This window comes from Bradyrhizobium sp. LM2.9 (assembly GCF_054056555.1).
Map to the genome: position 1 here is coordinate 44,987 of NZ_JBSRYJ010000001.1, position 26,901 is coordinate 71,887.

The following is a 26,901-nucleotide window of genomic DNA, read 5'->3' on the forward strand; positions in this document are numbered from 1 at the left end:
GTACGTGATGTCCATTACCTGACGTAGCGGCCGCGAGACCTCTATGCCGCCCGACGATGCAGGTAGTCTGCCAGCCCCGCACGAAACTGACTGGCTCCCATGTTCCTTTGTTTTGCCTCCGCGACCCTCGTTTACAGACGCCGTTACTGACCAATTTCGCTAGGTCCAACAGAAACGCCTCCCGCGGGCATTTCGGCTATCCCACACTTCAGCTAAGCTCAGATGGATCCCTGTGGTTCCGAGGCTCTGAAGTGCACCTCGGCAAATGAATGCTCCATCTTGTGGCGATAAATCGCAGGAAATCTGCTTCGCGACCGGTCATATTACTCAACCTCGGCTTCATGGGCCAGCTACTCTGTACCTAAGCGCATCGCCGGTACGAGGTGAGGATGTTATTAGACGAGGCACCAAGCAGGTGAGCGGAGTGCCGGCCGCCCGCTTGGCGGTGCTCAGCAGCAGATTCCACGAGCTACGGTGGGGAGCCGGTCCCGTAGTGGATGGTAGAGATCTCGATAGAGTTCAGACTGCACGAAGCGTTCGCGCAGATATTTATGGTTGAGAGTGGAACGTCAATGTCAGAGAATTCGAAGTTCAAGTCTGGGAAGCTGCCGCGGACGGTTGGGTTGTTGGGCGGAGGCACGATCGGCGGCGCGTGGGCCGCACGATTTGCTCTCAACGGAGTAGATATCCGGCTCTATGATCCGGCTCCTGGCGCGCTCGAGCACGTTCAAGACACTTTGGACCATGCGCGACGGATATACCAACGACTGACCCGGGTCCCGCTGCCAAAGGAAGGTTCTCTGACGCTTGTAAAGTCGGTCCCGGACGCCGTTCGCGACGTGGATCTCGTGCAGGAGTCTGCGCCGGAGCGCTTGGAACTCAAGCAGGAGCTGCTCGCTACCGCCAGTCGGGCAGCGCGACCTGATGCGCTGTTCTGCTCCTCGACCTCGGGGCTTCGTCCGTCGCTACTGCAGGCGAACATTGAGCATCCCGAGCGTCTCCTTATTGCGCACCCGTTCAACCCGGTTTATTTGCTCCCACTCGTTGAGCTGTGCGCTGGCCAACAGACGGCGCCAGATGCCATTGCGCGCGCGGACGAGATTTACCGTATGATCGGTATGCACCCTCTTCTGGTCCGCAAGGAAGTTGATGGCTTCATTGCCAACCGGCTGCAGGAAGCGATGTGGCGCGAGGCACTGTGGCTGGTGCACGACGGTTCGGCGACCGTGCAGGAAGTCGATGACGCGGTCCGCTACTCTTTTGGTTTGCGCCGAGCGGTGGTCGGTCCTTTCCGAATGAGCGGAGGTGCGGCTGGGATTCGCCGCTACCTGAAGACGTGGGGACCAATGCTAAAATGGCCATGGACGAAGCTCACCGACGTGCCGGAACTCACTGACGGCTTTCTAGACACGCTGGCTGAGCAATCAGACGCCCAGGTGAAATCAGATAACCTTTCGGAATCTGACATCCTAGCGAAACGCGACGAGGCGCTTGTGGCCGTGCTGCAGGGGCTGCGTGATCAGGGATTTGGCGCGGGCGAGACCTTGGCCCGCTGGGAGCAGGGGCTAAGAGACCGCGCTACCAGTTAGATATCCTATGGCCGCCATACCGGGTTAGCAGTGGACACAGCGTTACTCCAGCGAAGGCGCTCTCAGTCCCTGCTAGCTCGAGGCGTAGGTCCACAAGACAATTATCTAGAGTCCGGCCGGCAATACGCCGATTATTCCGTGTCTGAAGCGAGAGAGAAGGGCGTCATGCTAGGGAATGCATTTGCGCAAGGCCGTCGCGGTCGAGCGGAGTGGGTCGTGTAACTATAACTGTCGCGGATGCCGACGCGTTCGCACAAACCGGGTCTTGTGTCTCGTCTTTTCCGACGCGCTCGGACTCGAGACGGTGACTCCGGCGAGCATACGAACAGCAGTTGTCCTGCGTATATCCGCGGCATCGTTGTGACCGCATGACGCCGAACAACCAATGCCTCACGGAAGGACTAGTTATGCGGCCGTCAACCCTTCCCCTCTTCGGTGTCAAGGTCGTTGATTTGGGACAGTACATCGCCGGCCCGGCAGTTGCGATGATCCTCGCCGACTTTGGCGCGACTGTCGTACATATTGATCCCCCATCCGGTCCCCTCTGGGACTGCCCGGCCAATGCGACCCTTAATCGAAACAAGCTGATCGTTTCGATCGATTTGAAGACTCAGGAAGGTTTGGCGCAAGCCCACACGTTGATCGCTGAAGCGGACATCGTCATCGAGAATTTCCGCCCGGGAGTGCTGAGCCGCCTCGGGATCGACTTCAGCGCTTTGCGCAAGGCTCGCCCGGCCCTGACTACCGTTTCCATTCCAGGCTTTGCGTCCAACGATCAACTCCGTCGCGAGTGGCGCGCATTTGAAGCGGTAATCGGGGCATCCTCCGGCTTATTCACCGACATGGGATTGAACCGTGTCTTGAGGGGTATTGACGCGTCCTTTTCGCCGCTACCTCTGGCATCAGCCTACGGCACGATGCTAGCGGTATCGGCCGCAGTGCTTGCGCTTCAAGCGCGGGAACGCAGCGGAGTTGGTGACCACATCGAGGTGCCTCTTGCATGCGCGGTCATGGAGGGACTTGCATATAATTCGATTAGTATTGACCAACTTCCCCTTCGATATAAGTCGCCACGTGAGCGCGAGATAGCTCGGAGACGCGAAGCGGGCCTGCCGATGAACCTCTCTTACCAGGAGACGCAGGAACTCCTCGACCCATTTGCGCGCAACTACAAATGCAAAGACGGGCGCATGTTCTTCGTCCTCTGCTCAGCCCACAGGCATCATACCAGGCGCTGCTTGCAGGTGTTGGGTCTGTACGACGAGCTCCTGGCGGACGGGCTTGTCGAAGAGATGAATACCTATCTTTCGATGCACAACTGGCGATCAGACGTTTCCCTGAGCTCGTCCCCTTTGCCGACATCGTGGGCAGACAAAATCACCGCGCGAATGAAGACCGTCTTTCTCACCCGCACCGCAGCGGAATTGGGAGGACATGTTCGGGAAGAGTCGTGTTCCCGCCGCACCACAGCGCTGCCTGGAGGAGTGGATCAGAGACGATCACGCACAACGCGCGGGCCTGATGATCAAAGTCGATGATCCGGTGTATGGACGGATGATTCAGCCCGGACCTGTAGCTTGGCTGGAGGAAAGCGCGGAGGCGATGCTGAGTCCAGCGGCCCGAAAATGGGTCGCCTTTGATCAGGCCATCGCAGCATTCTCAGGCTTATCCCTCAGGCAATTCTCGGCCCGAAGAGCTGACAAATCGGCAGGGTGGCTCGATGGTTTGCGAGTTCTCGATATGAGCAATGTCATCGCTGGGCCGCACTCGGGGTGCTATCTCGCTCGTTTCGGGGCTGAGGTGATAAAACTCGACCCGGCCAGCCCGCTTTTCGACAGCTCGATAACCGTGATCTACGGCATGACCCATATGCGCGGCAAGCGCTCGGTTCTGCTGGATATCGCGTCAATGAGCGGCCGAAAGGCTTTCGAGAAGCTCGTGAAGTCTGTTGATGTTGTAGTCTGGAATGCGACTGACCGCCAAGTCGAGCGCTTTGGGCTTGACCGCGAGAGCCTCAAAGCCATCAATCCAGACGCGATCTTCTGCCAGCTCGATTGCTTCGGCGGCATCCGTCGCGGCCCACGAAGCGACTATCTCGGCTACGAGAATCACGTTCAGGCAACGACGGGAATCATGCTCAGGGCCGGCGGTTGCGCCGACACGCCCGAGGAATACGCACACGTCGGTACAATCGACGTAATGGGCGGGTTCAGCGCGGCTCTCGGAGTAGCGGCGGCGCTTTATCAGAAGGCCAAGACCGGACAAGCAGGGCGAGCTCGCACGTCCCTATCAGCGCTGGCCGGTCTCTTGCAGATCCCCTTCTGCTACGACTACGCAGGTCGTGGCCCCTTCGACGAACCGGCCGGGATAGATTCCAAGGGCTATGATGCTTTGAATCGGTTCTACACCACGGCCTCAGGCCGCACCCTCTTGCTCAGCGCATCCGAGCGCGATCTGCCGCGAGTTGAAGGAGTAGATAGGCTTCAAGGCGTTGCCGATGTGCCGAAGGAGGAACTAGCCGCCTTCCTAGCCAATGCTATCGCCAAAGATTCTGCAGAGAATTGGATTGCTGCATTCAACAAAGCCGGCGTCGGTGCCGCCATTTGCGAGAGTATCGCGGCCATACGATCGGGGCATTCGAGGCTTGCGGATGGTGCTCCGGGAACCGAACAAGGCAGCTACGCCTTCTCGGCCTTCCGTGACCATCCCAGCGGGCATGTTGTAACGCAGGTTGATCATTACGGTGTCCGCTCGACTATTGGAAAGATTTATGCGCTGCCGCCCGCGGAACAGTATGGCGCTTCGACGCGCCAAGTTCTGCAGCGACTGCAATACTGCGACTCCGAAATTGACGAACTGTCACGCGCGAGAGTTGTAAGCGAGAGCTGGAGCACTGAGTATTTGCCCAGTTGACGAAATGATCATTGCCCGCTGCGCACAAGCCCAGGCTACTCAACACATAATGAGACGCAAGCCGACTTCGCCGGACCCCGAAGCGCTGAAGGACCGAGCGGGCCTTCGAACATCTGCAATGTAGATACATAAACAGGAATTGATGCGACTTGCGCTTGGGCCCAAGAAGAACACTTAGGAAGGAATGATTATCATGATTGCTGAGCAAGCCGAGCGAAAGCTTGAGGCGACACGAGAGGAAGGTGCACAAGACCCCGCTCATCGACCACTCCAAGGAATACGAGTCGTGGACCTCACGCACGTCTTGGCTGGCCCGCTTTGCACGACGATCATGGCGGACTTGGGAGCGGATGTCGTGAAGGTGGAGAGGCTCGGTGCGGGGGATATCACCCGCCAGGAAGAGCCTTTTCGCGAGGAGGAAAGTTGTTACTTTGCGGCTCTCAACCGCAACAAGCGCAGCTTGGCGCTTGATCTGAAGCGTGATGAGGCCAGGCTCGCACTTGAACGATTGGTGGAGCGAGCAGACGTTCTGGTCGAGAACTTTCGTCCAGGTACGCTCGACTCGCTCGGTTTTGGTTACGATCGACTTTTGCAGCTAAACCCTGGTCTCGTTATCTGTTCTATCTCTGGCTTTGGCCAGACAGGTCCTTTGCGAGACTACAAAGCATTCGATCTCGTCGCGCAAGCGATGACGGGATTGATGACTCTGACGAGAGAACCGGGAGGCCCCCCTTTGCGCATTCTCATTGGGGATATTCTTACCGGAGTTTATGGCGCCCTCTCGGTTGCATCGGCTTTAGTCGGGCGCGTCAAATCCGGGAAAGGGTGTGTGATTGACCTCAGCTTATTCGAGTCTCTCCTCACAACATTTCCGTATTTTGCTGTCCGCTACTTGACGGACGGTGAACTCCCCCCGCCGATCGATGCTGGTCAGAACGCGGTGCCTTATGACGTCTTCCCCGCCTCTGACGGCGAGCTGGTTATCGCAATCTATGGCGATCACATGTGGCCATCACTGTGTCGAGTCCTCGATTTGCCCGAGCTCGCCGCAGATGCAGAACTCAAGACAAATGCTGGCCGTGTCAAACGATCGAAGGAGGTTGTAACGGCTCTTATCGGGCGATTAAAAGCGAAGACAGTTGCGCAATGGTGCGAAATATTTGCGGCCGCGGGAATTCCCCACGCCCCAATTCTCAGCATAGGTGCTGCACTGGATCATCCGCACGCGCGCGCGCGGGGCATGATCGTCGGGTTGGAGCATCAAAAGTGCGGGACTGTGAAAGCCGTCGGTAGCCCCATTCACATCAATGGCGCTCCAATTCCGGGATCTGCAACGCCCGGACCAATGCTTGGAGAGCATACCGAACAGATACTCTCTGAACTCGGCTACAACTCAGCTGCGATTGCCAGACTTCGGGGAACGGGTGCAATCGGACCATGATGTTCGAGTGGTCGAGCAACCTTTCAATTCCGAACGCTGGAGAGATGCTCATCTGCGTTCTCCAAACCAATCTTCTCCGCACTTGTGGCTGAATAGCTTATCGGAAACTCTAATGGATCTCACTTTCACAGAAGACGAGCGGGCGTTCCGCGAGCAGGTACGCCAGTCTCTGCACAAGAACGTGCCGCCGGAGACCCGGCACAAACTGGCCGAAGGCCGTCGGCTATCAAAAGAGGAGATGGTCGCCGGAGCGCGTCTCCTCAATAACATGGGCATCCCTTATTGGCCTAAAGAGTACGGCGGAGCAGGATGGTCTCCCGCGCAGCAGTACATCTTCGACGAAGAGGTACAAGCATTTGCCGGGCCGGCCATGTACGACTTTGGTGTGTCTCTAATTGGACCGGTGATCTACACCTTCGGCAATGAAGCGCAGAAGAACTACTACTTGCCACGGATCATCAACGTCGAGGATTGGTGGTGCCAAGGTTTCTCGGAACCAGGAGCAGGCTCCGACCTGGCCTCACTCAGAACTAGGGCCGTGCGCGATGGTGACCACTATGTCGTCAACGGCCAAAAGATTTGGACGACGTTGGCACAACATGCCGATTGGATCTTCTGTCTGGTACGGACCGATCCCGATGTTAAGAAGCAACTAGGGATCTCCTTCCTCCTCGTCGACATGAAGTCACCGGGCGTCAATGTGCGTCCGATACAGCTGATCGACGGCAGTTATGAGGTCAACGAAGTCTTTTTTGACAACGTCCGGGTCCCCACTGAGAATCTCGTGGGAGAGGAGAATAGAGGGTGGGAATACGCCAAGATGCTGCTCGGAAACGAGCGATTCGGGGGAGCCTGGATCGGCGCCTCCAAGGAGCGCGTCCGGCTCATCAAGCACCTTGCCGCGCGGTCTCGCGCTGGGGGGGAGCGGCTAATCGAGCAACCAGCATTTTGTCAAAAGGTGATCGAACTCGAAGTCCAGTTGAAGGCTCTTGAGATGACCCAGCTTCGCGTAGTCGCCAACGCATCAAAGCAGCAAAAAGGTCTACAGGATCCGGCCAGCTCCATCCTCAAACTCAAAGGCGCGGAACTCCAGCAGGCAACTGCTGAGCTTCTTATGGATGTGACCGGACCTTATGCCCTACCCCATCTCTCGGAACAGGAGCTTGGCGATGGTAACAAACCCCCGATCAGTCCTGATTGGCCGCTGAGTATCGCGCCCACTTACTTCTATAGTCGCGCGGCCTCGATCTATTCGGGATCTCGGGAGATTCAAAAGAACATCATTGCCAAAGCGATCCTCGGGCTCTGATCCTTCGAGGGGGTAATCAGAACCGCTGCCATCTCAGGAGAATTTCGAAAGTGGATTTCGATTTATCTGCGGAACAACAACTGCTCAAGGACAGCGTCGAGCGACTGATGCTTGATAGCTATAGCCTGGATAATCGCCGTTTATATCAGGCTAGCCAGCCCGGCTTCAGCGATGCGATGTGGTCGCGCTATGCCGAGCTCGGGCTTCTTGCGTTGCCATTCTCGGAAGAACAAGGCGGCTTCAGCGGCGGCCCGGTTGAAACCATGGTCGTCATGGAGGCATTCGGCAAGGCGTTGATCTTGGAGCCCTATTTAGCGACCGTGGTACTTGCGGGCGGTGTGCTCCGAGTTGGAGCGAATGACGCGCAAAAGGCCGAGCTGATCCCAGCAATCGCGGAAGGCCGGACAAAGATGGCCTTCGCCTATGCCGAGCCGCAGTCTCGGTACGACCTCTTCCACGTTGAGACGCAGGCAAAGAAAGACGGCAGCGGGTGGCTCCTAACCGGCACCAAGGCCCTGGTCCTTCACGGCGATGCTGCCGATAAGATAGTCGTGTCAGCACGTACGGCAGGCGACACGCGGGACAGGAAGGGAATTGGGCTCTTCCTTGTCGATGCCCACGCGCCGGGTCTCAGACGCCGTGGCTATCGGACGCAAGATGGCCTACGTGCCTCCGAGATCATGCTCGAGAAGGTACGAGTTGAGAAAATCGATGTCATCGGGGATCCGGAGAGAGCGCTCCCGATCATTTCCCAAGTGGCGGACGAGGCAGTCGCAGCGCTTTGCGCAGAAGCTGTAGGCTGCTTCGGCGAAATGCTAACCATCACGGTCGACTACCTCAAGACACGTGAGCAGTTCGGCAAGAAGATCGGGAGCTTCCAGGTGTTGCAGCATCGAGCCGCCGACATGTTCGTCGAGTTGGAACAGTCCCGCTCGATGGCTATGCATGCCGCGATGATGACGGGAGAAACCAATGTGAGCGAGCGCGAGCGCGCGATTTCGGCGGCAAAAGTCCAGATCGGTCGTTCGGCAAAGGTGATCGGTCATGAATCCATTCAGCTCCATGGCGGCATCGGCATGACGATGGAGTACAGCATCGGCCACTACTTCAAGCACGTGATCATGCTCGACAAACTATTTGGCGATCCCGATTATCACCTGAGTCGCCTCGCCAAGCTCGGAGGCCTCACCGGCGAGCAGACGAACTGAGGAGAGACCGTTTGCGGCGATCTGGCCGGAGCGTCGGAGGAGTGAGATTGGTTCCAGTTCGACGTGGAAACCTCGTTGCGAGCGCGCATGTTGACTGACTCAAATTGCGCGCTCTGACCGGCCCGAGTTACTTGGGGTCCCTTACTAGGGAGGGGCGAGCTAAGTTGCGCCGGACGCGCAGAGAGAAGAATACCTGATTCAGGAGCGCTTCTCATTTGGGCGCCATCTCGGCGCAGAGGACACGCTCGACGTAATCGAATGTGGTCTCTCGAAAGGGGTGTCGACTTAGACTAGAGCTAGTCCGATCGCGGTCGAGGGACAAGCGCAACGCCCGAGTACCCTTAAATAGACAGCAGGAGAGAAAACAGTGGCTGAAGTTGTAACTACGCGTCGCGAGGGCACTATCCTCGAGGTCACACTCGACCGACCGAAGGCCAACGCCATTGACCGGAGTACATCTGTACTGATGGGGCAGATATTCCAGGCGTTTCGTGATGATCCGGAGCTGCGGGTTGGCATACTGAAGAGCGCCGGCGACAAATTCTTCTGTGCAGGCTGGGACCTCAACATGGCGGCGGACCCCGACGAGGTTAACGCTCACTACGGCGTCGGAGGGTTCGGCGGGCTAGAGAGACTGCGCGATCTCAATAAGCCGGTCATTGCCTGTGTCAATGGCATGGCGGTTGGCGGCGGTTTTGAGCTGGCGCTTTCCTGCGATCTGATCTACGCGTCCGAACATTCTTCGTTCGCGCTGCCAGAGATTCTCGCTGGACAGCTTGCGGCAAGCGCGGCGATCAAGCTGCCCAAGCGTATTCCCCACCATATTGCGAGGGAGCTTCTACTCACTGGGCGCTGGATGGACGCCGCCGAGGCTCATCGTTGGGGGTTGATCAATGAAGTGCTGCCTAAGGAAAAGTTGGAGCAGCGCGTCTGGCAGGTTGCCAGGCTCCTTGCGGCTGGTCCGCCGCTCGTCATTGCAGCCCTAGAGGAGACAATGCGCGTGGCTGAAGCGCTTAACTACCAGGACGCTATTACGCGCGTGAGCAGCCGCCATCTTGCGACCGTCGACAAGCTTTACGGCTCCGAGGACCGTGTAGAAGGCGCTCGGGCATTCTCGGAAAAGCGTGCGCCGGTTTGGAAGGGAAGGTAGACGAGCAGACCGCACGGCAAGAGCGGCTGACACCATGAAGGACTGTCCGCATGCTGCGAGTGACCGACCTGCTGAAAGACTTCGATGCGGAAGGCGGGAGCTGCCTGAACCCTGCTCGGCATTGACCTGGTGCCGAACAGGGGCGCACGTCCTATCACTGGATGCCAATCCTCTCCGAGCAGCGAAGGTGGGCGGAGTTTTTAGAATGGCCGCCTTGGCAAGCTTGGGTGCAGTATCCCTGGAGAGCCGCAACTATCCGCCACTGGCTCGGATCGTATTTCGCCAGGCGGACCATTACGTTCTTTAACCTGATCATTGCCGCTCTCAAAGTTGCTGGGCTTGCTCCCGTGCAGCTAGGATGAGGGTCAGCGGCCGGCGAAAACATGCATTCGGCACGCGCCTCTACAGGTCGGCTGGACCGTTTCCCCGGGACCTGGGCCGAAACAACCATGAGGGGCGAAGCTTCGCATTTTCCCTATGAAACACACAATTACGACCTCTTTTGCACCGAATTCGGCGAAATCCGGCCCGACAGGGACTCTATAAGTGATCCGTCACACCTTACGAATTTGGACGCTCAATGACATCGAAGAACAAGGGCTGTCTTGGCATCCTCGATTTCGATCGTGAGTCGGACTGGGTACGACCCACGCCGCAGCCCGGCTCGCTTATGAGCCCGGATACCTACGGCTTTCCCGTCCTCGTCGAGAGCGTCAAAGGATCCACGGTGGATCGCACAATGAGCGGCGATCTCACGCTCACACCAGCGTACGTCGCCGCGGCGCGCAGGCTCGTCGAACGCGGTGCCGTGGCTATCGGCTCGAACTGTGGTTTTGCGATCCGCTACCAGGCCGCCGTTGCTGATTCAGTAGACGTCCCCGTGATGATGTCGACGCTCGTCCTTTTGCCGTTTCTGCTCCGGCAGTTCGCGTCCGGCACCAAGGTCGGCGTTGTCACATCGGATTCAACGCTTTTTGCCGAGGATCTTCTTGGTCTTACTAACCTGGCGGAGCGCGCAAGAGTTGTCGTTGTCGGCATCGAAGGCGGCAACATGGCGCGGAATTCCTCGATCAACCGACCGACGGAGCCTCCGGAAATCGAGGAGGATGTCGCCTCCTGCGTCACGCGATTGCTTGAGAAGCATCCAAGAGTTGCTGCACTTCTGTTCACGTGCACTCTGTTCCCGGTGATCACACCCGCGATACGTTCCAGGTTCAGGCGGCCAATCTACGATATCTCAACCGCATGCCGACTTGCCCTGGAGTCTGCTGTCTCCACAGGACTCGTACACGCACCACAACCTTAGCTCTAGCTGCACGGAACGAAGACCGAATGACCTTCATTTATCGCTGTCCTGTTCGGACGTCCTGGCTTGATATCAATGGGCATATGAATGTCCTCCCCTACTGCCAGGTGTTTTTCGATGCCTATACTCTCGCCTGTCGAGATCTCGGACTGGGGCCAACCTATCTCGAGCAGGGTCACTCCCTTTTTGCGGGCGATTTTCACATAACCTACGTCCGTGAGGTTCGTGCAGGTGCCACTCTCACTGTCAACACACGAATCATCGATCTGGACGCGAAGCGCTTCGTTTTTCATCAGGAGATGATCGAGGACCACGATGGTGAGCTTGCGGCAACAGCGGAGCACGTGCAGCTCAATGTCGGCGTTGCAAGCCGCAAAGTCGAGCCGTTTCGTGCCGACGTTGTCGAGAGGCTGCAGAAGGCACGGCAAGCTCAAGGCGAAAGTGCTGCGCGAAACGTGGGTCGCAGGTCGAGCCTCAATGCTGGAGCGCCGGCCCGATGAGCAGAGGAATTGTCCTTTTCTAATTTCGTCTTAGGTGCAGCCCCCGCGGCACTAGAGGAGTCCTTGATGTCCCGAAAGGTCGTTCTGACGTGCGCAATCACGGGCGGGGGTGCGGCAGCCGTCGCAAAGCATCCGCACCTGCCCAAAACGCCTTCGCAAATTGCGGCATCGGCGCTCGACGCGGCGAAAGCAGGCGCTGCTATCGTTCACATCCACGTTCGCGAGGAGGACGGCACGCCTTCGAACCGTCTGGAGCTCTATGAGCAGGTCGTAAAGAAGCTGCGCGAGTCGTCGACCGATGTCATCATCAACCTGACATGCGGAATGGATGGAACCATCGCGCTCGATTCCCTCGATCCGCCCAGGCTCGGCAAGGCCACTGTGCTCAAGAGCCCAAGGGACCGCGTCCTTCAAGCGATCACCTTCAAGCCGGAGATCGCCACACTGGATTGCGGCGTGTTGGCGTTCGGCGAGTCGATCTATGTGGCTCGAATGTCCGACCTGCGCGAAATGACAGAACTGATGCAGGACGCCGGCGTCAAACCGGAGATCGAATGCTTCGAACTCGGCCACATCGAGAATGCCAAGAAGCTCATCGCGGAAGGCACTCTCAAGGGCCCGCCGCTGTTCCAATTCTGCCTCGGCACCGGTTACGGCGCCCCTGCGGAGCCGATCGTCATCCAGGCAATGAAAGAGATCCTGCCTGCCGGCGCTATTTGGGGCGGATTCGGCTGCGGTCCGGACGAGATGCCCACGGTCGCGCAAATCGTGAGACTAGGAGGGCATATCCGCGTCGGATTGGAAGACAATATCTACCTGCGGCGTGGGGTGCTGGCATCCAATGCCGAACTCGTCGACAACGCCGTCGGGATCATTGAGCGCATGGGCGCCAGCATCGCCACGCCGGCCGAAGCACGACAAATGCTCGGGCTGGTGAAGCCCGGGTAGCCACTTTTACCCAGGGGCGGCTCTGCGCGGTACATGACGCGCGCAACGGCAGGCTCCACATCTTGAATGCAGGCAGCCTATCCGTAATTGGGAACGGCTGGCCGGTTGGTGCGCAGAACGAGTTGATCCCGCCAGGCTCCGACGCTCCCCCAGCCCTCGCTCAGTCGAGCACAGGTCTGCGGCTCTCGACGATTCGGTGCTAGCCGATCGATTGCCAACCGAGTTGCCGGGGGCCTAGTTGACTTGCTGTCCTATCGCGAGAGGAACGTTTGTCGGCTCGTCGCGAGGCACTCAACACCCTGTCTTCCCATGATTGAATGAGCGTCAGGTCTCAACGGAATGAAACGCGGCGGAACACAGGGCTTCCTCCTTCATCTGTCATGTCGAGCTCTCACACTCCACGAAACCGCTGACTGCAATGTGAACTGCCCGCGAGGTCTCTCAATTTGCAGGATTTCGTCGTTCAGTTTCCCCATTTTGCGGGCTCGCTGCACTGGGGCAGCCTAGATTTCGCTCCCGAACACCTCAATTCGAGAGGACGATGTCCTGATACAATCCCCTCCCTTCAAGCTGACTCCTGTAAGCGAAAGCTCGCTATCTGCCCTGTTGCGACCGAACTCGGTAGCGGTAATCGGCGCGAGTCCAGCGTCGGGAGGCGCGCAGCAAATCGCTCGAATACTACAAACAGATCGGTTACTCTGGAAAAGTCGCGGCCGTAAATCCGAAGTACGAACAAATCGCTGGCTACTGCTGCTACAATTCCCTCAAAAGCATTCCCTTTGTGCCCGATGCCGTCCTCATTCTGCGAAACCGTGACGGGTCGGTAGCCGCACTTGAAGACGCGGCTGAGGTCGGAGTACGGGCTGCGGTTATTCCTGAGATAGGATTCGCGGAATCGGGAGGTGCAGAAGGAGTTGCGGCGCAGGCTCGGGTGGTAGAGATTGCGCAAGCGGCTGGGATGGCCGTCCTCGGCCCAAACTCCAGTGGCTTGATCAACTGGATTGACCGAGTGCATCTAAACGTCTCGTCGGCGGAGGTGTTGAAGCCGGGCTGCGTTGCTTTATTCTCTCAAGGCGGGGGAACAAAACTCGCTTTGATGGGAGCTGGGCGCGGCGTGCGCTGGAGTCACGCAGTCACCTGTGGCAACGAAGCTGTGACGAGTAGTGCAGATCTCCTCCGTTACTTTGTGGACGATCCTCACGTACGAGTTATCTGTGGCTTCGTCGAAGCGATCCGGGATCCAGAGCACTTCTTTTTCGAGTGCGATCGGGCTCGTTCTGCTGGTAAGCCTGTGATCTTGCTGAAGCCAGGCCGCACGGAAGCGTCTCGCGAACTGGCAACCGCCCATACAGGTGCGCTAACGGCGCCCCATCAATTCTACCGCGAGCTGTTCAAGAGACACAGCGTAGTGCAGGTCGATTCGATGGAGGAATTACTTGCCTCCGCGCTCATTGCACAAGCGGGACGGTCCCCCGGTGACGGACGGCTTGGGGTGGCTTGTCCGTCAGGTGGCCTAGTCCAAATGTACGCGGACGAATTGGCGAATTGCGGAGCGCTCAGTTACGCCGAATTCCACGCGCCTACAGTGAATGAGCTTCGCAGCTTCTTGCCCGATATTGTCACTTGCAGGAATCCTCTAGACTTTTGGGGTATTGAGAAACTCGAGGAGGATTCTAGGAGACTCTTCCAGACGATAGCAGGCGACCCAAACGTCGACATTTTCGCCACTCTTTACGACCCAAGTCACTCCGGGCGGAATGGTGCGGCATACGAAACGTGGGCCGACTGCGCAGTAGAGGTCGCCGCAAAGACGAATAAGCTAGTGGCGTTGATGACGCCAGTAGATGGTTCAACCTCAACAGAGAAAATTGAAGCATTCTTGCATAACGATGTTGTGGTTTTGGGACAGCGCGAGGCCTTCCGAGCCTTCAATCGTGCGGTGACATGGTCCCGCCCTGTGCCGCCACTAGTCGACGCGCCACTCTTAGATCAACTCGGTATGGAAAAGCGTCTCTCCGAGTTCGAAAGCAGGGCATTTTCCGGGAGGCCGGCGCTCGAGTTTTTGAGTGCTGCGGGCATTCCGGTCGTGGAAAGCTGCTTCGTCGGAGATGTCGAGGCTGCAATCAAAGCGGCGAACAAAATCGGGTATCCGGGTCGTCGCAAAACTCGGCGACACGCACGTACTCCATCGAACCGAGCTGTCGGGCGTCGTAACAAATCTGAGGAATGATAAGGAATTGTCGTCCGCGACGGCGGCACTCTTCGCCGCTGGGGCAAAGGTCCTCATCATCCAGGAATATGTACGAGACGGTATCGAAATGATACTCGGTCTGCAGACAGATGCAAGCTTAGGGTCATTCGTTGTGCTCGGCCAAGGCGGTATCTGGACGGAGGTCATGGGGGACGCCGCACTTCGCCCTTCGGGACTGCGGGTCGGTGAGCCGGAAGAGATGCTTGCTGAGCTGCGCGTTCATAAGTTGCTGCAGGGGTATCGCGGCGCTCCCGCGCTTGATACGGAGGCTTTGATGGGCGCTGTGAGTCGACTCGATGCGACAGCCCGCGCGCTCGGAGATCAGATTCGTTCCATCGATATCAATCCGCTGTTCGTGCGCCAGACGGGCGTTGTCGCGGTAGATGCGCTGATTGTACCAGCCAGTGCGCGCGACAACTGATGCCAGCGTGGCCTTAGCAAACGAGGTACAGAATATGGACTACACCGCCATCGATTACGAAGTTGACGACCGCGTTGCGCGGATCACTCTGAATCGTCCCAAGAAAATGAATGCCATCTCGATCAGGCTGCGCAAAGAATTTCACAACGCGCTAACGGCTGCCGATGGTGATCCGGAAGTTCGCGTGATCCTTATCAGTGGGGCCGGTGGACGCGCATTTTCCGCTGGGTTTGACCTCAACGACGAGGATGCCGAAGTGAAGGCAGGCGGTGAGAAACAAAGAACTGTCAACGACTGGAAGACGATCGTCGATGATTGCTTTGAGTTTCTATCTTCCCCTTTCAAATGTTCGAAGCCGGTGATCGCAATGGTCAACGGCTATTGCCTCGGAGGCGCGATGGATCTCACTTCGATGTGCGATCTGCGTTACTGCTCGGATGATGCGCAGTTTGGCGCGGTTGAGATCAGGTTCGGACAGCCGGGTCATGATGATGTCGATCCCATGGGTCATGGGGCAACGTTGTCGAGAATTGATGTACACTGGGGATCTGTTCGACGCCGACGAGGCGTATAGGCTCGGCTTCGTAAACCGCGTTTTTCCGAAAGACCGCCTTGAAGAAGAGGTCATCCGCATCGCGAAACGCATCTCGCGTGTAGCTATGCCTACTTTGGTATGGCACAAGCGTGCATTGAATAACACAATGAACGCTGGAGGGTTCGACTCTGCCTTGCGGTACGGCGCTGACGCAGCTTTGATCATGGAGAACTCTGACTCCGAGTTCAAGCAATATGCGCAGATCCAACTGAGCCAGGGGACAGCGGCCGCAAACAAGTGGGTAAATTCGATCTTTGAGCCATACGAGAAGAAGGATTGATCTCATCTGGATCCGCGGGGCTGCACAGGCGGGCCCGATCGTTCTCCGCGACGGCTGAGTAGGGCGCTCCGTTTCCCGACTGCTGATTCTGCCGCAATCGTGAAGCCGATTCCCCTCCGCCGGAGTGGGACGATACGCATGGCGGTCGCACAGACTGGCCTGAATGGCTAGGTTTGAGTGGACAACGAGGATAGTTTTTTGTTCGCCCCTTTGCTCGTGCACGCAATCGTTCGTGACCTCTGCTCGGCCTGGCCGAAGCAGCCGATCGTATCGGCAGGACCTTATGTACCGTTGGATGGTGATCCGGTAGCTCACACAATATCTCGCCCCCTCACCAATCCGCTTTCTTTCCCGCATTTGAATCAAGGACAGTGTCCAAGTGGCACCTAGTGGCGCGAACCAAAACAATGAAACTAGCCTGAAAGGGGACTTTAGATACTTACGAATCGCATCATTCTTCACGGACTGCTCCAGACCGTGATCATTAGACTCAGCGGCTAGGTTGCTCAATAACGGGCGAACGATTTGATGCATTTGCAAGTTCGGCCCTGCCCCAAGATGTGCGCTCGGCCGCTACCGCAATTTAGCTGGCAAGTTGCTAGTTTAGGCGGCCGCGGTCTCATCCTACATTCGGTTGCAGTCATGGGAAGCGCCTAAGCATTCCGGACGATGTCGACATGTAGAATACAAGAGCGCTGTGCTCGACGCCTGCGGCCCGCGGTGATGGTTCAGCGCGGTGCGCTAAGCGTCTAAGCGCCGCAATTGGCACGAATGCGGTCCGCGCCATTTTGAAACGACGGAGCCGATCAGTGCAGCGCTCGCGCTACACAATCGTTCGTTCCGCTCGCAACCAACGCCGGATTTAAGCGCGTGCTGATGGCCCTTTGCACGAAACGTGTGTTGAAGTGCGATACACTTTCGCAAGCGGTCGCTCTCGCCAGGCCTGAGCCAATCGCGAGCGCCCTGGTGAACGGAAACGAAGTGTTGATCGTTGCGTCGCATGTCTTCTGCACAAGTCGATGTGGCAGTCGGATCTCAAAAGCGGCGGTGATGGAGACGAACGGATGGTTGAGGTTGTAACAACGCGCCGAGAGGGCACGATTCTCGAAGTTACGCTCGACCGCCCGAAGGCAAACGCCATCGACGCGAAGACTTCTCGGCTAATGGGAGACGCCTTCAGGGCCTTCCGCGACGATCCGGAGCTGCGCGTTGCCATCCTAAAGACGGCAGGTGACAAGTTTTTCTGCGCCGGCTGGGACCTAACCGCCGCTGCGGCCGGGGAATCAGCGAACGCCGATTTTGGTGTCGGTGGGTTCGGTGGGGTGCAGGGACTGCGCGACCTGAACAAACCGGTCATCGCCTGTGTCAATGGAATGGCTGTTGGCGGCGGGTTCGAACTCGTGCTTTCCTGCGACTTGATCTATGCGTCGGACCATTCTTCGTTTGCGCTGCCGGAGATTCGCGCCGGCCAGCTCGCCGACGCGGCATCGGTCAAATTGCCGAAGCGCATTCCCTTTCACATTGCCTTGGACCTTCTGTACACGGGCCGCTGGATGAACGCGGCGGAGGCACACCGCTGGGGGCTCGTTAATGAAGTGCTTCCGAAGGAAACACTTGAAGACCGCGTGTGGGAAATCGCGAGGCTGCTCGCGAGCGGCCCCCCCCTTGTGCTTGCTGCTATCAAGGAGACGGTGCGCGTAACTGAGCCACTGAGCTATCAGGACGCCCTGAACCGCGTGAATCGGCGTCAGCTTCCAACGGTCGATATACTCTACGGTTCAGAGGACCGCCTCGAGGGCGCACGTGCATTCGCAGAAAAGCGCGATCCCGTATGGAAAGGAAAGTAGTCGCGGCGCGGATGCCGTGCAACCGACCGATACTAGAGTTCAGATCGCCCTTCTGCCGCACTGGTTTCGCCAAAGTTCACGGGAAGAGGTTTCGGCAATTTGGTTGGACTCGTGGTTTTCGCGACAACTCCTCGCATTAATTGAGGTCCCCCCTTCAGGTACGAACCATTCGGCAAACTGTTAATCGGTCTGCCGCGCTTAACATCGGGTTTTAACGAAGACGGAGGAAATGAGATGCTTTCGGAGGTGTTCATTACGTGTGCTGTCACCGGGGGAGGAAGTGCGCCGAAGAGTCCGCATGTGCCGGTAACCCCAGAACAGATTGCCGATTCGGCCATCGAGGCGGCGCGGGCAGGAGCGGCAGTGGTGCACATCCATGTGCGCAATCCTGAAACGAAGCGCGGCTCGCGCGATCTGGCGCTCTACAGGACTGTGGTGCAGCGTCTTCGGAAGTCAAAAGTGAACCCTGTAATAAACTTGACGGGAGGGTCCGGCGGGGATTTCGTGCTCGGCGGGCCTGACTCGCCCCTGCCGCTGGACCCAGCGACGGATGCCGCGGGAGCGCTTGATCGGCTGCGGCATGTAGAAGAACTTCGTCCAGAGATCTGCACGTTGGATTGCGGGTCTATGAACTTCGGCGGCGGTGAGACTGTCATGGTCAATACATATCCGACCCTAAAGAAGATGGCCGCAAGATTGAAAGAGCTCGGGGTTCGTCCTGAGCTTGAAGTATTCGATACGGGTCACCTGGTGGCAGTACACGCACGACTTGATCAAAGACGGCCTGATCGACGATCCACCCTTGATCCAATTGTGCATGGGCATTCCCTATGGTGCGCCGGGTGATCTGACAACGCTCATGGCGTTGGTGAATCGGCTCCCTCCTCGCGCTATCTACTCTGCTTTCTCCATTGGTCGAATGCAGCTTCCGTACGCAGCAATGGCACCGTTGGCCGGCGCGAACGTGCGCGTAGGATTGGAGGACAATTTGTACCTTTCCCATGGCCGATACGCGACGAACCCGGAACTGGTGCAACGAGCGATCGAGATTCTTGAAAGACTTGGAGTGCGCGTGATGGGCCCGGACGAGGTGCGGGAAAAGCTCGCACTTAAAACCCACGCCTGAGGAATCAAACTGCAATGGGATTGCTGCCGAGGCACTCAACCAGTCCGCCAGCCTCGATACATCGAAAGTCGGTGCCTCCACGCTGGTAGACCTCGCTCTCTTACAATGAAGAGGCAGACGCAGGCCTACTAGGCTGGCGAACAACGCATCGGGTACAGCTTGGGCTCTGCGCGAAACCGGGTGCGAGGGAGTACCGCCGGGATAGCTTTGCAGGCCCGGCTGACGAGCCTCTCGCTTACCTGCTGGATCACCTTCCACTCGCGCGAAACGCACTCCAGCGTCTCGATCACATCCGCGTCCATCTTGCGCAATCGGCTAAGCGTCTCGATGCGCACCCGGGCTTCCCTCCGGAGCCGGGGCTGGTTGCCCGCACGGCACCCAGCATCATCTTGAGGGTGTCGCATCTGGCCGCGTTGCTGGGAGGCGGATCGCTGGCGCGGACGAGATAACCGACTAGCCGCGCGGTCTTGATGACGTAGTTCGAAAAGCGTCACTTGCGCGCTTTGGCGTTCTCGTTCACAAGGCGATCGAGTCCGCCGACTTATCTCGCGGTCCACGCGATGGTTGTGTGAAACGTTCTAACACCGCAGGATCTGCAGTTGCGCGTAGCAGCGCAAGATCCGGGCTCATTTTTGCAGTAGGTACTGTCCGACTTTGATGGCAGCTGCTGTTGAGCTGGCGAGTCTGTTGCAGGTTTAGCCCGTTTCAGCTGCGAGATGGTCTTCGGCTAATTGACAATTTCGGAACGGCATCGGCCGGCGGGCTACCCCACCCCGCGAAGTAATTGCTGATCCGGGCGGTGAACAATGCGACCTTCCGATTCGCTGCGTCGAAGCAGAGGTTAACTGTCTCGACTGTGCAAGCAATCTCGCCCTCGCTTTGGATACGATGAAAAAGATGAAACCGCTTCGTATCCGAAGCAAGCAGGGCTGTATGGATGTGAACCGATGCGCCCAAGCGCAGTTCGCGAATATAACGGACATAGGTCTCGGTCATGACAAAATGAAGATTCGGCTCAGACCCGAGATCATGCTTCGCGCGGCGCCACACTTCGACGCTCGCAAGATCCGCTATGCGCTGAAAGGTCAAGAAGTTGACGTGATCGAGCTTGTCCAGCCAGCCCTCGTCGGCAATACCTTCCCAAGTCTTAACCCAAGCCATGTTTCACGCTCCGAATGGGTCCTGATTAGCTGCAGTGCATAGCGCAACCAACCGTACCGGGAATTCCGCTCCGCTATGCTTGCTAATCGTAACGTTTAGCCGAAGCCGGGATCTTACTTTCTCTAATCTGGACCAAATGCGGCCGAAATCCTGTTCTGAACACAATAATCCAGACCTTTTGCGTCAGGCGCGCTGAATTCAGTTGCCCTGTGATTTCTTCTTCAGCGGCAGTTAGAGTCCCCAGATTTTCTACGTCAACAGTTGCCGTGAACTGAACCGTGTAATGTCCAGGAAGGCGTGTCGCCACCGGCTCGTGGCCGGGAAGTGAGCGGCAATTCGTTGCGTACGACTACCGATTGCATGGTGATTATCGTTTCGACCTCGGCGTTTTTCCGCTGCGCATAAAACCGATGGGATCCAGGGGGAGCAGGTGCAGAAATACTCACATTTGCAGCTTGATACGCCGATATTCTGCAATGTTCGTCTATATATTGATGAAAACTGCGGGCAGGAACGCGTAGCTTCTTCCCGCGATGGGCAACCTCGAATTGGCACGGCGTGTGCGCGTCGATGCGAAAGAAGACGATCCTCAGAAGATCGCGTGCGTGACGTCAAAGGGGTGGGAGACACTTTCGTGCCCAATGTAGCGATCGGAAATCTAGCCGCCAACGAGCAGGATCAAATCGTGGAGGATATCTCTCGACTAGAGCACGTGCGGCGCAAGCATGTGGGCCGATACATCAGTGCCGTCGCGGTCGTGGCGGCAGCGTCATGGATAGTGATGTCTTTTGTCCATGGCCAGATCGATTGGGCTGTTGTTAGCCGGTACCTTACGGCGCGCACCATTATTCTAGGTCTTGGTAACACCGTTCTGATGGCCGCCTTCGCGATGTTGCTGGGTGTCGCGATCGGAGTGACGGTGGCGATCATGCGCCTCTCGGCCAATCCAGTAGTCAACTGGGCCGCAGCCAGCTACGTGTGGTTTTTTCGCGGCACGCCATTGTTATTGCAGCTGTTGCTGTGGTTCAACCTGGCACTGGTGTTTCCGGCGCTGGGCATTCCTGGCCTTTTCGAGGTTCGCACTGTGGATGTGATGACGCCATTTGTTGCAGCACTTCTCGGGTTGGGCATCAATCAGGGCGCCTATACATCCGAAGTCGTGCGCGCAGGCTTACTATCCGTTGATCAAGGACAATATGAGGCGGCGAGCGCAATCGGCATGCCCCGTCTTCAGGCGCTGCGCCGAATCATTCTCCCGCAGGCTATGCGAGTCATCGTACCCCCGATCGGCAACGAGCTCATCGGCATGGTCAAGCTTACGTCACTCGCAAGCGTTATCCAATTCTCGGAAATTGTGCACAACGCAGAGAACATCTACTACGTAAACAACTACGTGATCGAGCTGCTCATTGTTGCTGCATTCTGGTACTTGATCGTGGTTACCGTGCTTACGTTTCTGCAAACGCGGCTAGAGCGGCATTACGCACGTGGCGCCCGCGATATGAAACCTCGTTAGCCCGGAATAACAGATGAATCCCATCGTTAAAGCCAGCGGCGTACGCAAGTTGTATGGTGGATTCGAAGCCCTCAAGGGTATCGACCTCGAAATAGATCGTGGCGAAGTGCTGTGCATCATCGGTCCATCGGGCTCCGGAAAGAGCACCTTGCTCCGCTGCATGAACCAGTTGGAAACTGTTGATGGCGGCGCTCTATGGGTGAACGGCGAGTTAGTCGGGTACCGTCGCGTCGGCCGGAAGCTGTATGAGCTCTCTGAACGCGACATCGCGCGGCAACGCCTCGCAACAGGCATGGTGTTCCAGCGTTTCAACCTCTTTCCCCATAAGACGGCGCTTGAAAACGTTACGGAAGGTCCGGTTCAGGTACTCAAACATGAACGCAACCAGGCTGAGGCCGCCGCCCGCGAGTTGCTCGCGCGTGTCGGGCTATCGGACAAATGCGATGCTTATCCTATCGAGCTCTCGGGTGGTCAACAACAGCGTGTGGCCATTGCTCGCGCGCTTGCGATGAAACCAGCACTGATGCTGTTCGACGAGCCCACCTCCGCGCTCGATCCCGAGCTGGTCGGCGAAGTGCTTGCAGTCATGCGCGATCTCGCGCGGACTGGAATGACAATGATCGTGGTCACTCACGAGCTCGGCTTCGCGCGCGAAGTGGCAAGCCGAGTAATGTTCATGGATCAGGGGCAGGTCGTCGAAAGCGGTCCTCCGACCCAGGTTCTTAACAGTCCAACGCATGCTCGCACCATGAACTTCATTTCAGCCGTACTCAGTTGACGCTGAGACGCATCGGGCTGGCTGGACGAGGATGGAGTTATGACAATCCACGTTTGGTCCTGCCAGTGAACGTCTCCGCAGCCACGTACTCACCAGGGGCGGTGCGCGGCGCTACGCACGAGAATGCGTACTCAGCGCGATCGCAGGTTTGGTCGTTGCGTGATCCGCGGCTGCTGCATACGCGGGCTTCACAGCCGCTCGGATCGCATTCTCGAATTAGGCGTACAGTGTCCACCCGGCACTTGCAGGAATAAATGGAGGTTCAATGCTCAAGATCCGGGACGTCAATCTTGCCCTACGAAGCCTCCGTCTGCCGCTGTTCGCAGCCCCTATGTTTTTAATCTCCGGGACCGAACTTCTCTTGGCCTGCTGCAAGGCCGGGATCGTGGGTTCTCTTCCAACGCCGAATGCCAGAAATGGCGCCGAGCTCAAGCAAATGCTGGAGGCCATCAAATCCGGCCTGAGCGATCGGCCTGAGGCGCCTTGGGCACTAAATCTGGTGATGCATTCGACTAATAATCGGCTGCCGGAAGACCTCAAAATGGTCGAAACATTTAGGCCTCCAATCGTCATCACAGCATTGGGCGCTCCCCGCCCGGCAGTCGAAGTCGCGCATTCCTACGGAGGTCTCGTTTTCGCAGACGTCAACTCCGTCGCTTACGCGCGAAAGGCCGCTGCGGCTGGCGTGGATGGCCTCGTACTCGTGTGTGCGGGAGCGGGCGGGCATACCGGGGACCTCTGCAACAACGTGTTCGTCGAGGAGGTCCGGAGCTTCTTCTCCGGATACATCGCGCTGGCTGGCGGAATCGCGAGCGGGCGGGCTATCCTGGCGGCGAGGGCGTTGGGCGCTGATTTCGCATATGTCGGCACTTCTTTCATGGCCGCATCGGAAAGTAGAACCGATTCGGCCCATCAACAGATGCTGCTCACGAGCTCATGCGAAGATCTGATCATCACGCGCGCCTTTACTGGAGCTCGAGCGAATATGCTCATTCCCAGTATCGTGGCGCAAGGGCTTGACCTGAAGGTTGTCGCGAGCAGCAGCGCGAAGATGAACTTCACGGGCCTTGAAGGGGCAGAGGTCAAGCCGTGGAAAGGGATATGGTCGGCCGGGCAGGGCGTGGGCAAGATCCGTGAGATCGAGCCCGTTTCACGCATCGTGGACAGGCTTGATCGCGAATATCGGGCCGCATTGCACGAGCTTGAACGTTATCGCATTAGCGTGTGATCGGTCGCTTTCCGAATATTCGCAGCCACAAGGGCGTTTCCCCGGATCTAATCCGGACCGAGCTCTTAGAGGGTGATCAAGCCTTATTATTATGTCGAAAGAGAGAGTCTTCGATCTGGACCCGTATGTACTCAAAGAAGACTTCGTTGATCTCACAGCACCCCATTGAGGAGCTTGCTAGACGAGCGGCGACGCCCAATAGTTGTTGGCCAGAAGCGATTCAGGGAGAGTCTATCTTCCGGACCGCGGCTGCATTAGTGAGCTTGGGGACCCGAACGTTGCAATGTCTTTTCCGAGTTTGGACCATTTGCTATCGTGCATCGGAGGGACGATGTGGCCGAATAGGAACGGACGAGAAGCACAAGCCGACCCGCTCGAATGGGTTGTTGCGGTCGCGGCTAGACATCAACATGAAACATCAGCTGGCTTTGCTCGCGGGTAAGAACGAGCGATGACTGAATGGTGGGCGAGATCGCGCCGCTCTAGGGTCTGTTGGGATTCAGGATTCTCATGCGGGCCTGGTTGTGATTCAAGCTTGGGATGGACCGATTCGTTTTGACCGACGCCCAGTGGGCGAAGATGGAGCCGCTTTGTCTTGGAAAGCCGGGCGATCCCGGCCGCCGCGGCAAGGACAACCGACTATTTGTCGAAGCCGTGCTGTGGATCGCCCGAACCGGCAGTCCCTGGCGGGATCTGCCAGCCTCGTTCGGCCACTGGAACAGCGTCTTCACGCGCTTCCGCGACTGGGTAAGGGCGGATATCTGGAAGCGGCTGTTCGAGGCTGTCTCCGACGATCCCGACATGGAATACGCCATGGTCGACGCCACCATCGTCAAGGTCCACCGCCACGGACAGGGCGCAAAAGGGGGACGCAAAGCCAGGCGATCGGCCGCTCGAAAGGCGGCATGACCACCAAAATCCTGGCGCTCACTGATGCGCTTGGCAATCTCGTGCGCTTCGTGCTGCTGCCCGGACAGCGCTTCGACACGGTGGGTGTGCCGCCGCTCATCGAGGGATTGATCTTCGACGCGTTGATTGCGGACAAAGCGTTCGACAGTAACGCCATCATTGCCGAACTCGACACGCGCGGCGCCAAGGCTGTCATCTCCCAGCATCCGCGTCGGGCAAAGCCTCTCGCCATCGACAAGGAGATGTACAAATGGCGGCATCTCGTCGAAAACTTCTTCGGCAAGCTCAAGGAATTCAAGCGCATCGCAATGCGCGCCGACAAGACCGATCAGAGCTTCGCCTCAATGATCCATCTGGCCGCAGCCGTGATAAACTCCCGATGAATCCCAACAGACCCTAGAGCACTTACCTCAATCTTGCGGTGAGAATCGCGAATGATCTTTCCCGGCCGGTCAGCCGTTCGGCTCCCAGGAGATCGCCCCGGTTCTCGACGTGGCACCAGCAGGCATGGAGATTCTGTTCCTTTCCGCCCCGGAGTTGGAGTACAGCAAAGCGTGATCATCACCAACAATCGCCGTTCTCCTGGTCGCTTTTTCGTACTGGCGCGCTGTCCGACAACTCCACGAAGACCACGCTTTGCGGATGTCGTCCGCCCCAGGAACACTCACCGTCTGCCGGATACAACGGACGTATGTTGACAAAAGATACTGCGGCCATGACATCATAGACCCCGCGCCAGAAGCGGGGTATTTGGCGTCAGCAAGCGCGTTTGCGCCGCCGTTCTCCTATCAAAGTCATCATCGGAGGCGTGAAGACTGACGGTCGCCCCAGCTGCTTTCACTCAAGGAGCGCGCCGGAACGTCATCTCTCAACCGTCGGCCACAACTTGCAGCGCATCTTCACTTGGTGCAGAGAACCTTGTGCCTATTCCTGATCAACCTATGGCAAGCGCGCCGCCTGTCGTCCCCGCGTAATTCGGCTCTCTTAACGGGACGCCGAGATAACGTTGCGTATGAAAAGTGACGACGCACAAGTGCAGATGTTGGCGACGTCGAAAGAGCTTCGCCGGAACAGTTTTGCGAAGCGCTGGTCAACCCGTTGACTACAAGGGGGTTGGCACCGCAACGACTGAACAACCCCGCGATCACGGCTCACCATTGATCATTGGCTTTTGGATCGACGCGTCCTCCGGCAGGCCCCATTTTTGAAGTAGCTGGCCATATGTGCCATCGGCAATCAGCGCGCCAAGTGCCTGTTTAAGCTCTTGTCCGAACTGGGGATCATCCTTTGAGAATGCCATGCCGGTCAGCAGCTTGATCACAGGTTTGCCAACTGCCACGTACTGGTTTCCCTCAAGTGTATTTTGATACGCAATTATCGCTGCACCTGTCAGGCCCGCATCGGCAAAGCCCTGCTTAACCATGAGCCGCACTTGGGGAGTGTTCTCACCGGGCACAACGATGATTGCAGGCTTGCCGGCTTTTGTGCAGTTGTCCTCGCTCCATTTGACGACCGCGCCGGTTTCGATAACACTAGTACGTATTGCCCCCACACGTTTACCGCATAGCGTCTCGATGTTGGTGAAGTTCTCGGCGTTTGCACGAAGCGTGTAGAATACGTAGGGTTGATATACGTAGTCGATGAAGTTGACACTAGCACGGCGTTCCGGCGTATCGCCTAGTGCGCTCGAGAGGATGTCCGCGCGCGCTGTCTTGATCGGGGCGAAGCTGATTATCTGCGCGAAGCTCGATTGGGTCCAGTTGACTTGCGTGCCCATCTTCGATGCCATCCCGTTCAGAATATCGATGTCAAACCCAACGAGATTCCCCGATGCATCTGCGAATTCGAATGGCGGGAATACAGTTACCGCCATTGCGTTGATAGCTTTTCTTGTACCTTCGGCGTCCGCGCCCCCGTTGGCCAGGGTAAGTGCGACGGCTAGCATGGTCGCCGCAACACGAACTAAGAGTCGTCTAGACATTTCTATTCCTTTCATAGTGTTTTCGTTCGATGCTACCAAGTTCAGCAGCAAAATGCCGTCAGCACATCAGCAACCCAGGCGCGGTCGGTGGTTCCGAGTTGAGTTTTCGGCGCTTGGGCAAGATCACTTTATGGAACTCAACTCACGCAACCACCGGGCCTCAATCGGCAAGGCAAAGCCGTACTTTGAGCTCCGAGGTCATCTGGCTTGGCTAGCCGACGGACGGCTAAACCAAATCGGCTATAGCGCTGGATCACAAGGCAGCAGGACAATCCCCGGGGCTCTTGCGACAGCAGGTAACTCAGAATGCGCCGGAACGGGCCGGGGGGCATCACGCTGGGCCTCAGTCCAGAAAGAATGGTCGTCTATTATGGTTGGGCTTTAACGTCGAATTTCGCCATTTGTAGACAATAACTCGCCGGAATTTGCTTCTTAAGGCCTGCA

Annotated in this window: 18 protein-coding genes and 4 pseudogenes; 20 read left to right on the forward strand and 2 right to left on the reverse strand. The window is 57.5% G+C overall.

All coding sequences use genetic code 11. From position 1 onward, the window contains the following. Positions 1–497: 497 nt before the first annotated feature. From ACVWW3_RS00200 to ACVWW3_RS00275, 16 genes and pseudogenes are all read left to right on the forward strand, one after another. Positions 498–1,589 (forward strand): 3-hydroxyacyl-CoA dehydrogenase NAD-binding domain-containing protein, encoded by a 1,092-nt coding sequence (locus ACVWW3_RS00200; RefSeq protein WP_456647383.1) that lies wholly within the window; start codon positions 498–500, stop codon positions 1,587–1,589. A gap of 407 nt (positions 1,590–1,996) precedes the next feature. Continuing rightward, positions 1,997–4,502, forward strand: a pseudogene (locus ACVWW3_RS00205) (CoA transferase). Positions 4,503–4,695: 193 nt separating this feature from the next. After that, a complete protein-coding gene (locus tag ACVWW3_RS00210) occupies positions 4,696–5,943 on the forward strand; it encodes a CaiB/BaiF CoA transferase family protein (RefSeq protein WP_456647385.1) in 1,248 nt (415 codons plus the stop codon). Between the two features lie 112 nt (positions 5,944–6,055). Beyond that, positions 6,056–7,252: an acyl-CoA dehydrogenase family protein gene (locus ACVWW3_RS00215; protein WP_456647386.1), complete on the forward strand. Its 1,197-nt coding sequence runs from the start codon at positions 6,056–6,058 to the stop codon at positions 7,250–7,252. 50 nt (positions 7,253–7,302) lie between these two features. Beyond that, positions 7,303–8,460, forward strand: a complete 1,158-nt coding sequence (locus ACVWW3_RS00220) for an acyl-CoA dehydrogenase family protein (protein ID WP_456647387.1) — start codon at positions 7,303–7,305, stop codon at positions 8,458–8,460. A 367-nt stretch (positions 8,461–8,827) separates the two neighbouring features. Next, positions 8,828–9,610 (forward strand): carnitinyl-CoA dehydratase, encoded by a 783-nt coding sequence (locus tag ACVWW3_RS00225; RefSeq protein WP_456647388.1) that lies wholly within the window; start codon positions 8,828–8,830, stop codon positions 9,608–9,610. A gap of 580 nt (positions 9,611–10,190) precedes the next feature. Next, positions 10,191–10,916: a hypothetical protein gene (locus ACVWW3_RS00230; RefSeq protein ID WP_456647389.1), complete on the forward strand. Its 726-nt coding sequence runs from the start codon at positions 10,191–10,193 to the stop codon at positions 10,914–10,916. A 26-nt stretch (positions 10,917–10,942) separates the two neighbouring features. Continuing rightward, positions 10,943–11,416, forward strand: a complete 474-nt coding sequence (locus tag ACVWW3_RS00235; protein WP_456647390.1) for a thioesterase family protein — start codon at positions 10,943–10,945, stop codon at positions 11,414–11,416. 66 nt (positions 11,417–11,482) lie between these two features. Next, a complete protein-coding gene (locus ACVWW3_RS00240) occupies positions 11,483–12,364 on the forward strand; it encodes a 3-keto-5-aminohexanoate cleavage protein (RefSeq protein WP_456647391.1) in 882 nt (293 codons plus the stop codon). Positions 12,365–13,052: 688 nt separating this feature from the next. Next, positions 13,053–13,298 (forward strand): annotated as a pseudogene (locus ACVWW3_RS00245) (CoA-binding protein); the annotation flags it as partial. Positions 13,299–13,373: 75 nt separating this feature from the next. After that, positions 13,374–14,594 carry a hypothetical protein gene (locus ACVWW3_RS00250; protein WP_456671795.1) on the forward strand — a complete coding sequence of 407 codons (1,221 nt, stop codon included), beginning with the start codon at positions 13,374–13,376 and terminating at the stop codon, positions 14,592–14,594. Beyond that, a complete protein-coding gene (locus ACVWW3_RS00255; RefSeq protein ID WP_456671825.1) occupies positions 14,512–15,036 on the forward strand; it encodes an acetate--CoA ligase family protein in 525 nt (174 codons plus the stop codon). The genes ACVWW3_RS00250 and ACVWW3_RS00255 overlap by 83 nt, the downstream gene beginning before the upstream one ends. Before the next feature lie 34 nt (positions 15,037–15,070). Beyond that, positions 15,071–15,610, forward strand: a complete 540-nt coding sequence (locus ACVWW3_RS00260; RefSeq protein ID WP_456671796.1) for an enoyl-CoA hydratase/isomerase family protein — start codon at positions 15,071–15,073, stop codon at positions 15,608–15,610. Then, positions 15,570–15,911, forward strand: a complete 342-nt coding sequence (locus ACVWW3_RS00265) for a hypothetical protein (RefSeq protein ID WP_456671797.1) — start codon at positions 15,570–15,572, stop codon at positions 15,909–15,911. Before ACVWW3_RS00260 ends, ACVWW3_RS00265 begins: the two co-directional genes overlap by 41 nt. A 1,064-nt stretch (positions 15,912–16,975) precedes the next feature. Beyond that, on the forward strand, positions 16,976–17,758 hold the full coding sequence (locus ACVWW3_RS00270; protein WP_456647394.1) for a carnitinyl-CoA dehydratase: 783 nt from the start codon (positions 16,976–16,978) through the stop codon (positions 17,756–17,758). A gap of 234 nt (positions 17,759–17,992) precedes the next feature. Further along, positions 17,993–18,884, forward strand: a pseudogene (locus ACVWW3_RS00275) (3-keto-5-aminohexanoate cleavage protein). A 705-nt stretch (positions 18,885–19,589) separates the two neighbouring features. On the opposite strand, the gene ACVWW3_RS00280 reads toward ACVWW3_RS00275, so the two are convergent. Beyond that, the gene (locus ACVWW3_RS00280) at positions 19,590–20,045 is read right to left on the reverse strand and encodes a thioesterase family protein (protein WP_456647396.1); all 456 of its coding nucleotides are present in this window, start codon (positions 20,043–20,045) and stop codon (positions 19,590–19,592) included. 649 nt (positions 20,046–20,694) lie between these two features. Between ACVWW3_RS00280 and ACVWW3_RS00285 the strand changes: the two genes are divergently transcribed. From ACVWW3_RS00285 to ACVWW3_RS00300, 4 genes and pseudogenes are all read left to right on the forward strand, one after another. Continuing rightward, on the forward strand, positions 20,695–21,561 hold the full coding sequence (locus ACVWW3_RS00285) for an amino acid ABC transporter permease (protein ID WP_456647548.1): 867 nt from the start codon (positions 20,695–20,697) through the stop codon (positions 21,559–21,561). Between the two features lie 13 nt (positions 21,562–21,574). Beyond that, positions 21,575–22,339, forward strand: coding sequence for an amino acid ABC transporter ATP-binding protein (locus ACVWW3_RS00290; RefSeq protein WP_456647397.1), 765 nt, complete (start codon positions 21,575–21,577; stop codon positions 22,337–22,339). 265 nt (positions 22,340–22,604) lie between these two features. Beyond that, the gene (locus ACVWW3_RS00295; protein WP_456647398.1) at positions 22,605–23,567 is read left to right on the forward strand and encodes an NAD(P)H-dependent flavin oxidoreductase; all 963 of its coding nucleotides are present in this window, start codon (positions 22,605–22,607) and stop codon (positions 23,565–23,567) included. Positions 23,568–24,146: 579 nt separating this feature from the next. Next, positions 24,147–24,859 (forward strand): annotated as a pseudogene (locus tag ACVWW3_RS00300) (IS5 family transposase). A gap of 761 nt (positions 24,860–25,620) precedes the next feature. Here the strand turns inward: ACVWW3_RS00300 and ACVWW3_RS00305 are convergent. Beyond that, a complete protein-coding gene (locus tag ACVWW3_RS00305; RefSeq protein WP_456647399.1) occupies positions 25,621–26,457 on the reverse strand; it encodes an ABC transporter substrate-binding protein in 837 nt (278 codons plus the stop codon). Positions 26,458–26,901: the final 444 nt, after the last annotated feature.

Coding starts and splice junctions, on each gene's coding strand:
- ACVWW3_RS00200 (WP_456647383.1), top strand. CDS start 498: ATGGTAGAGATCTCGATAGAGTTCAGACTGCACGAAGCGTTCGCGCAG.
- ACVWW3_RS00210 (WP_456647385.1), top strand. CDS start 4,696: ATGATTGCTGAGCAAGCCGAGCGAAAGCTTGAGGCGACACGAGAGGAA.
- ACVWW3_RS00215 (WP_456647386.1), top strand. CDS start 6,056: ATGGATCTCACTTTCACAGAAGACGAGCGGGCGTTCCGCGAGCAGGTA.
- ACVWW3_RS00230 (WP_456647389.1), top strand. CDS start 10,191: ATGACATCGAAGAACAAGGGCTGTCTTGGCATCCTCGATTTCGATCGT.
- ACVWW3_RS00235 (WP_456647390.1), top strand. CDS start 10,943: ATGACCTTCATTTATCGCTGTCCTGTTCGGACGTCCTGGCTTGATATC.
- ACVWW3_RS00240 (WP_456647391.1), top strand. CDS start 11,483: ATGTCCCGAAAGGTCGTTCTGACGTGCGCAATCACGGGCGGGGGTGCG.
- ACVWW3_RS00260 (WP_456671796.1), top strand. CDS start 15,071: ATGGACTACACCGCCATCGATTACGAAGTTGACGACCGCGTTGCGCGG.
- ACVWW3_RS00265 (WP_456671797.1), top strand. CDS start 15,570: ATGTACACTGGGGATCTGTTCGACGCCGACGAGGCGTATAGGCTCGGC.
- ACVWW3_RS00270 (WP_456647394.1), top strand. CDS start 16,976: ATGGTTGAGGTTGTAACAACGCGCCGAGAGGGCACGATTCTCGAAGTT.
- ACVWW3_RS00280 (WP_456647396.1), bottom strand. CDS start 20,045: ATGGCTTGGGTTAAGACTTGGGAAGGTATTGCCGACGAGGGCTGGCTG.
- ACVWW3_RS00290 (WP_456647397.1), top strand. CDS start 21,575: ATGAATCCCATCGTTAAAGCCAGCGGCGTACGCAAGTTGTATGGTGGA.
- ACVWW3_RS00295 (WP_456647398.1), top strand. CDS start 22,605: ATGCTCAAGATCCGGGACGTCAATCTTGCCCTACGAAGCCTCCGTCTG.
- ACVWW3_RS00305 (WP_456647399.1), bottom strand. CDS start 26,457: ATGTCTAGACGACTCTTAGTTCGTGTTGCGGCGACCATGCTAGCCGTC.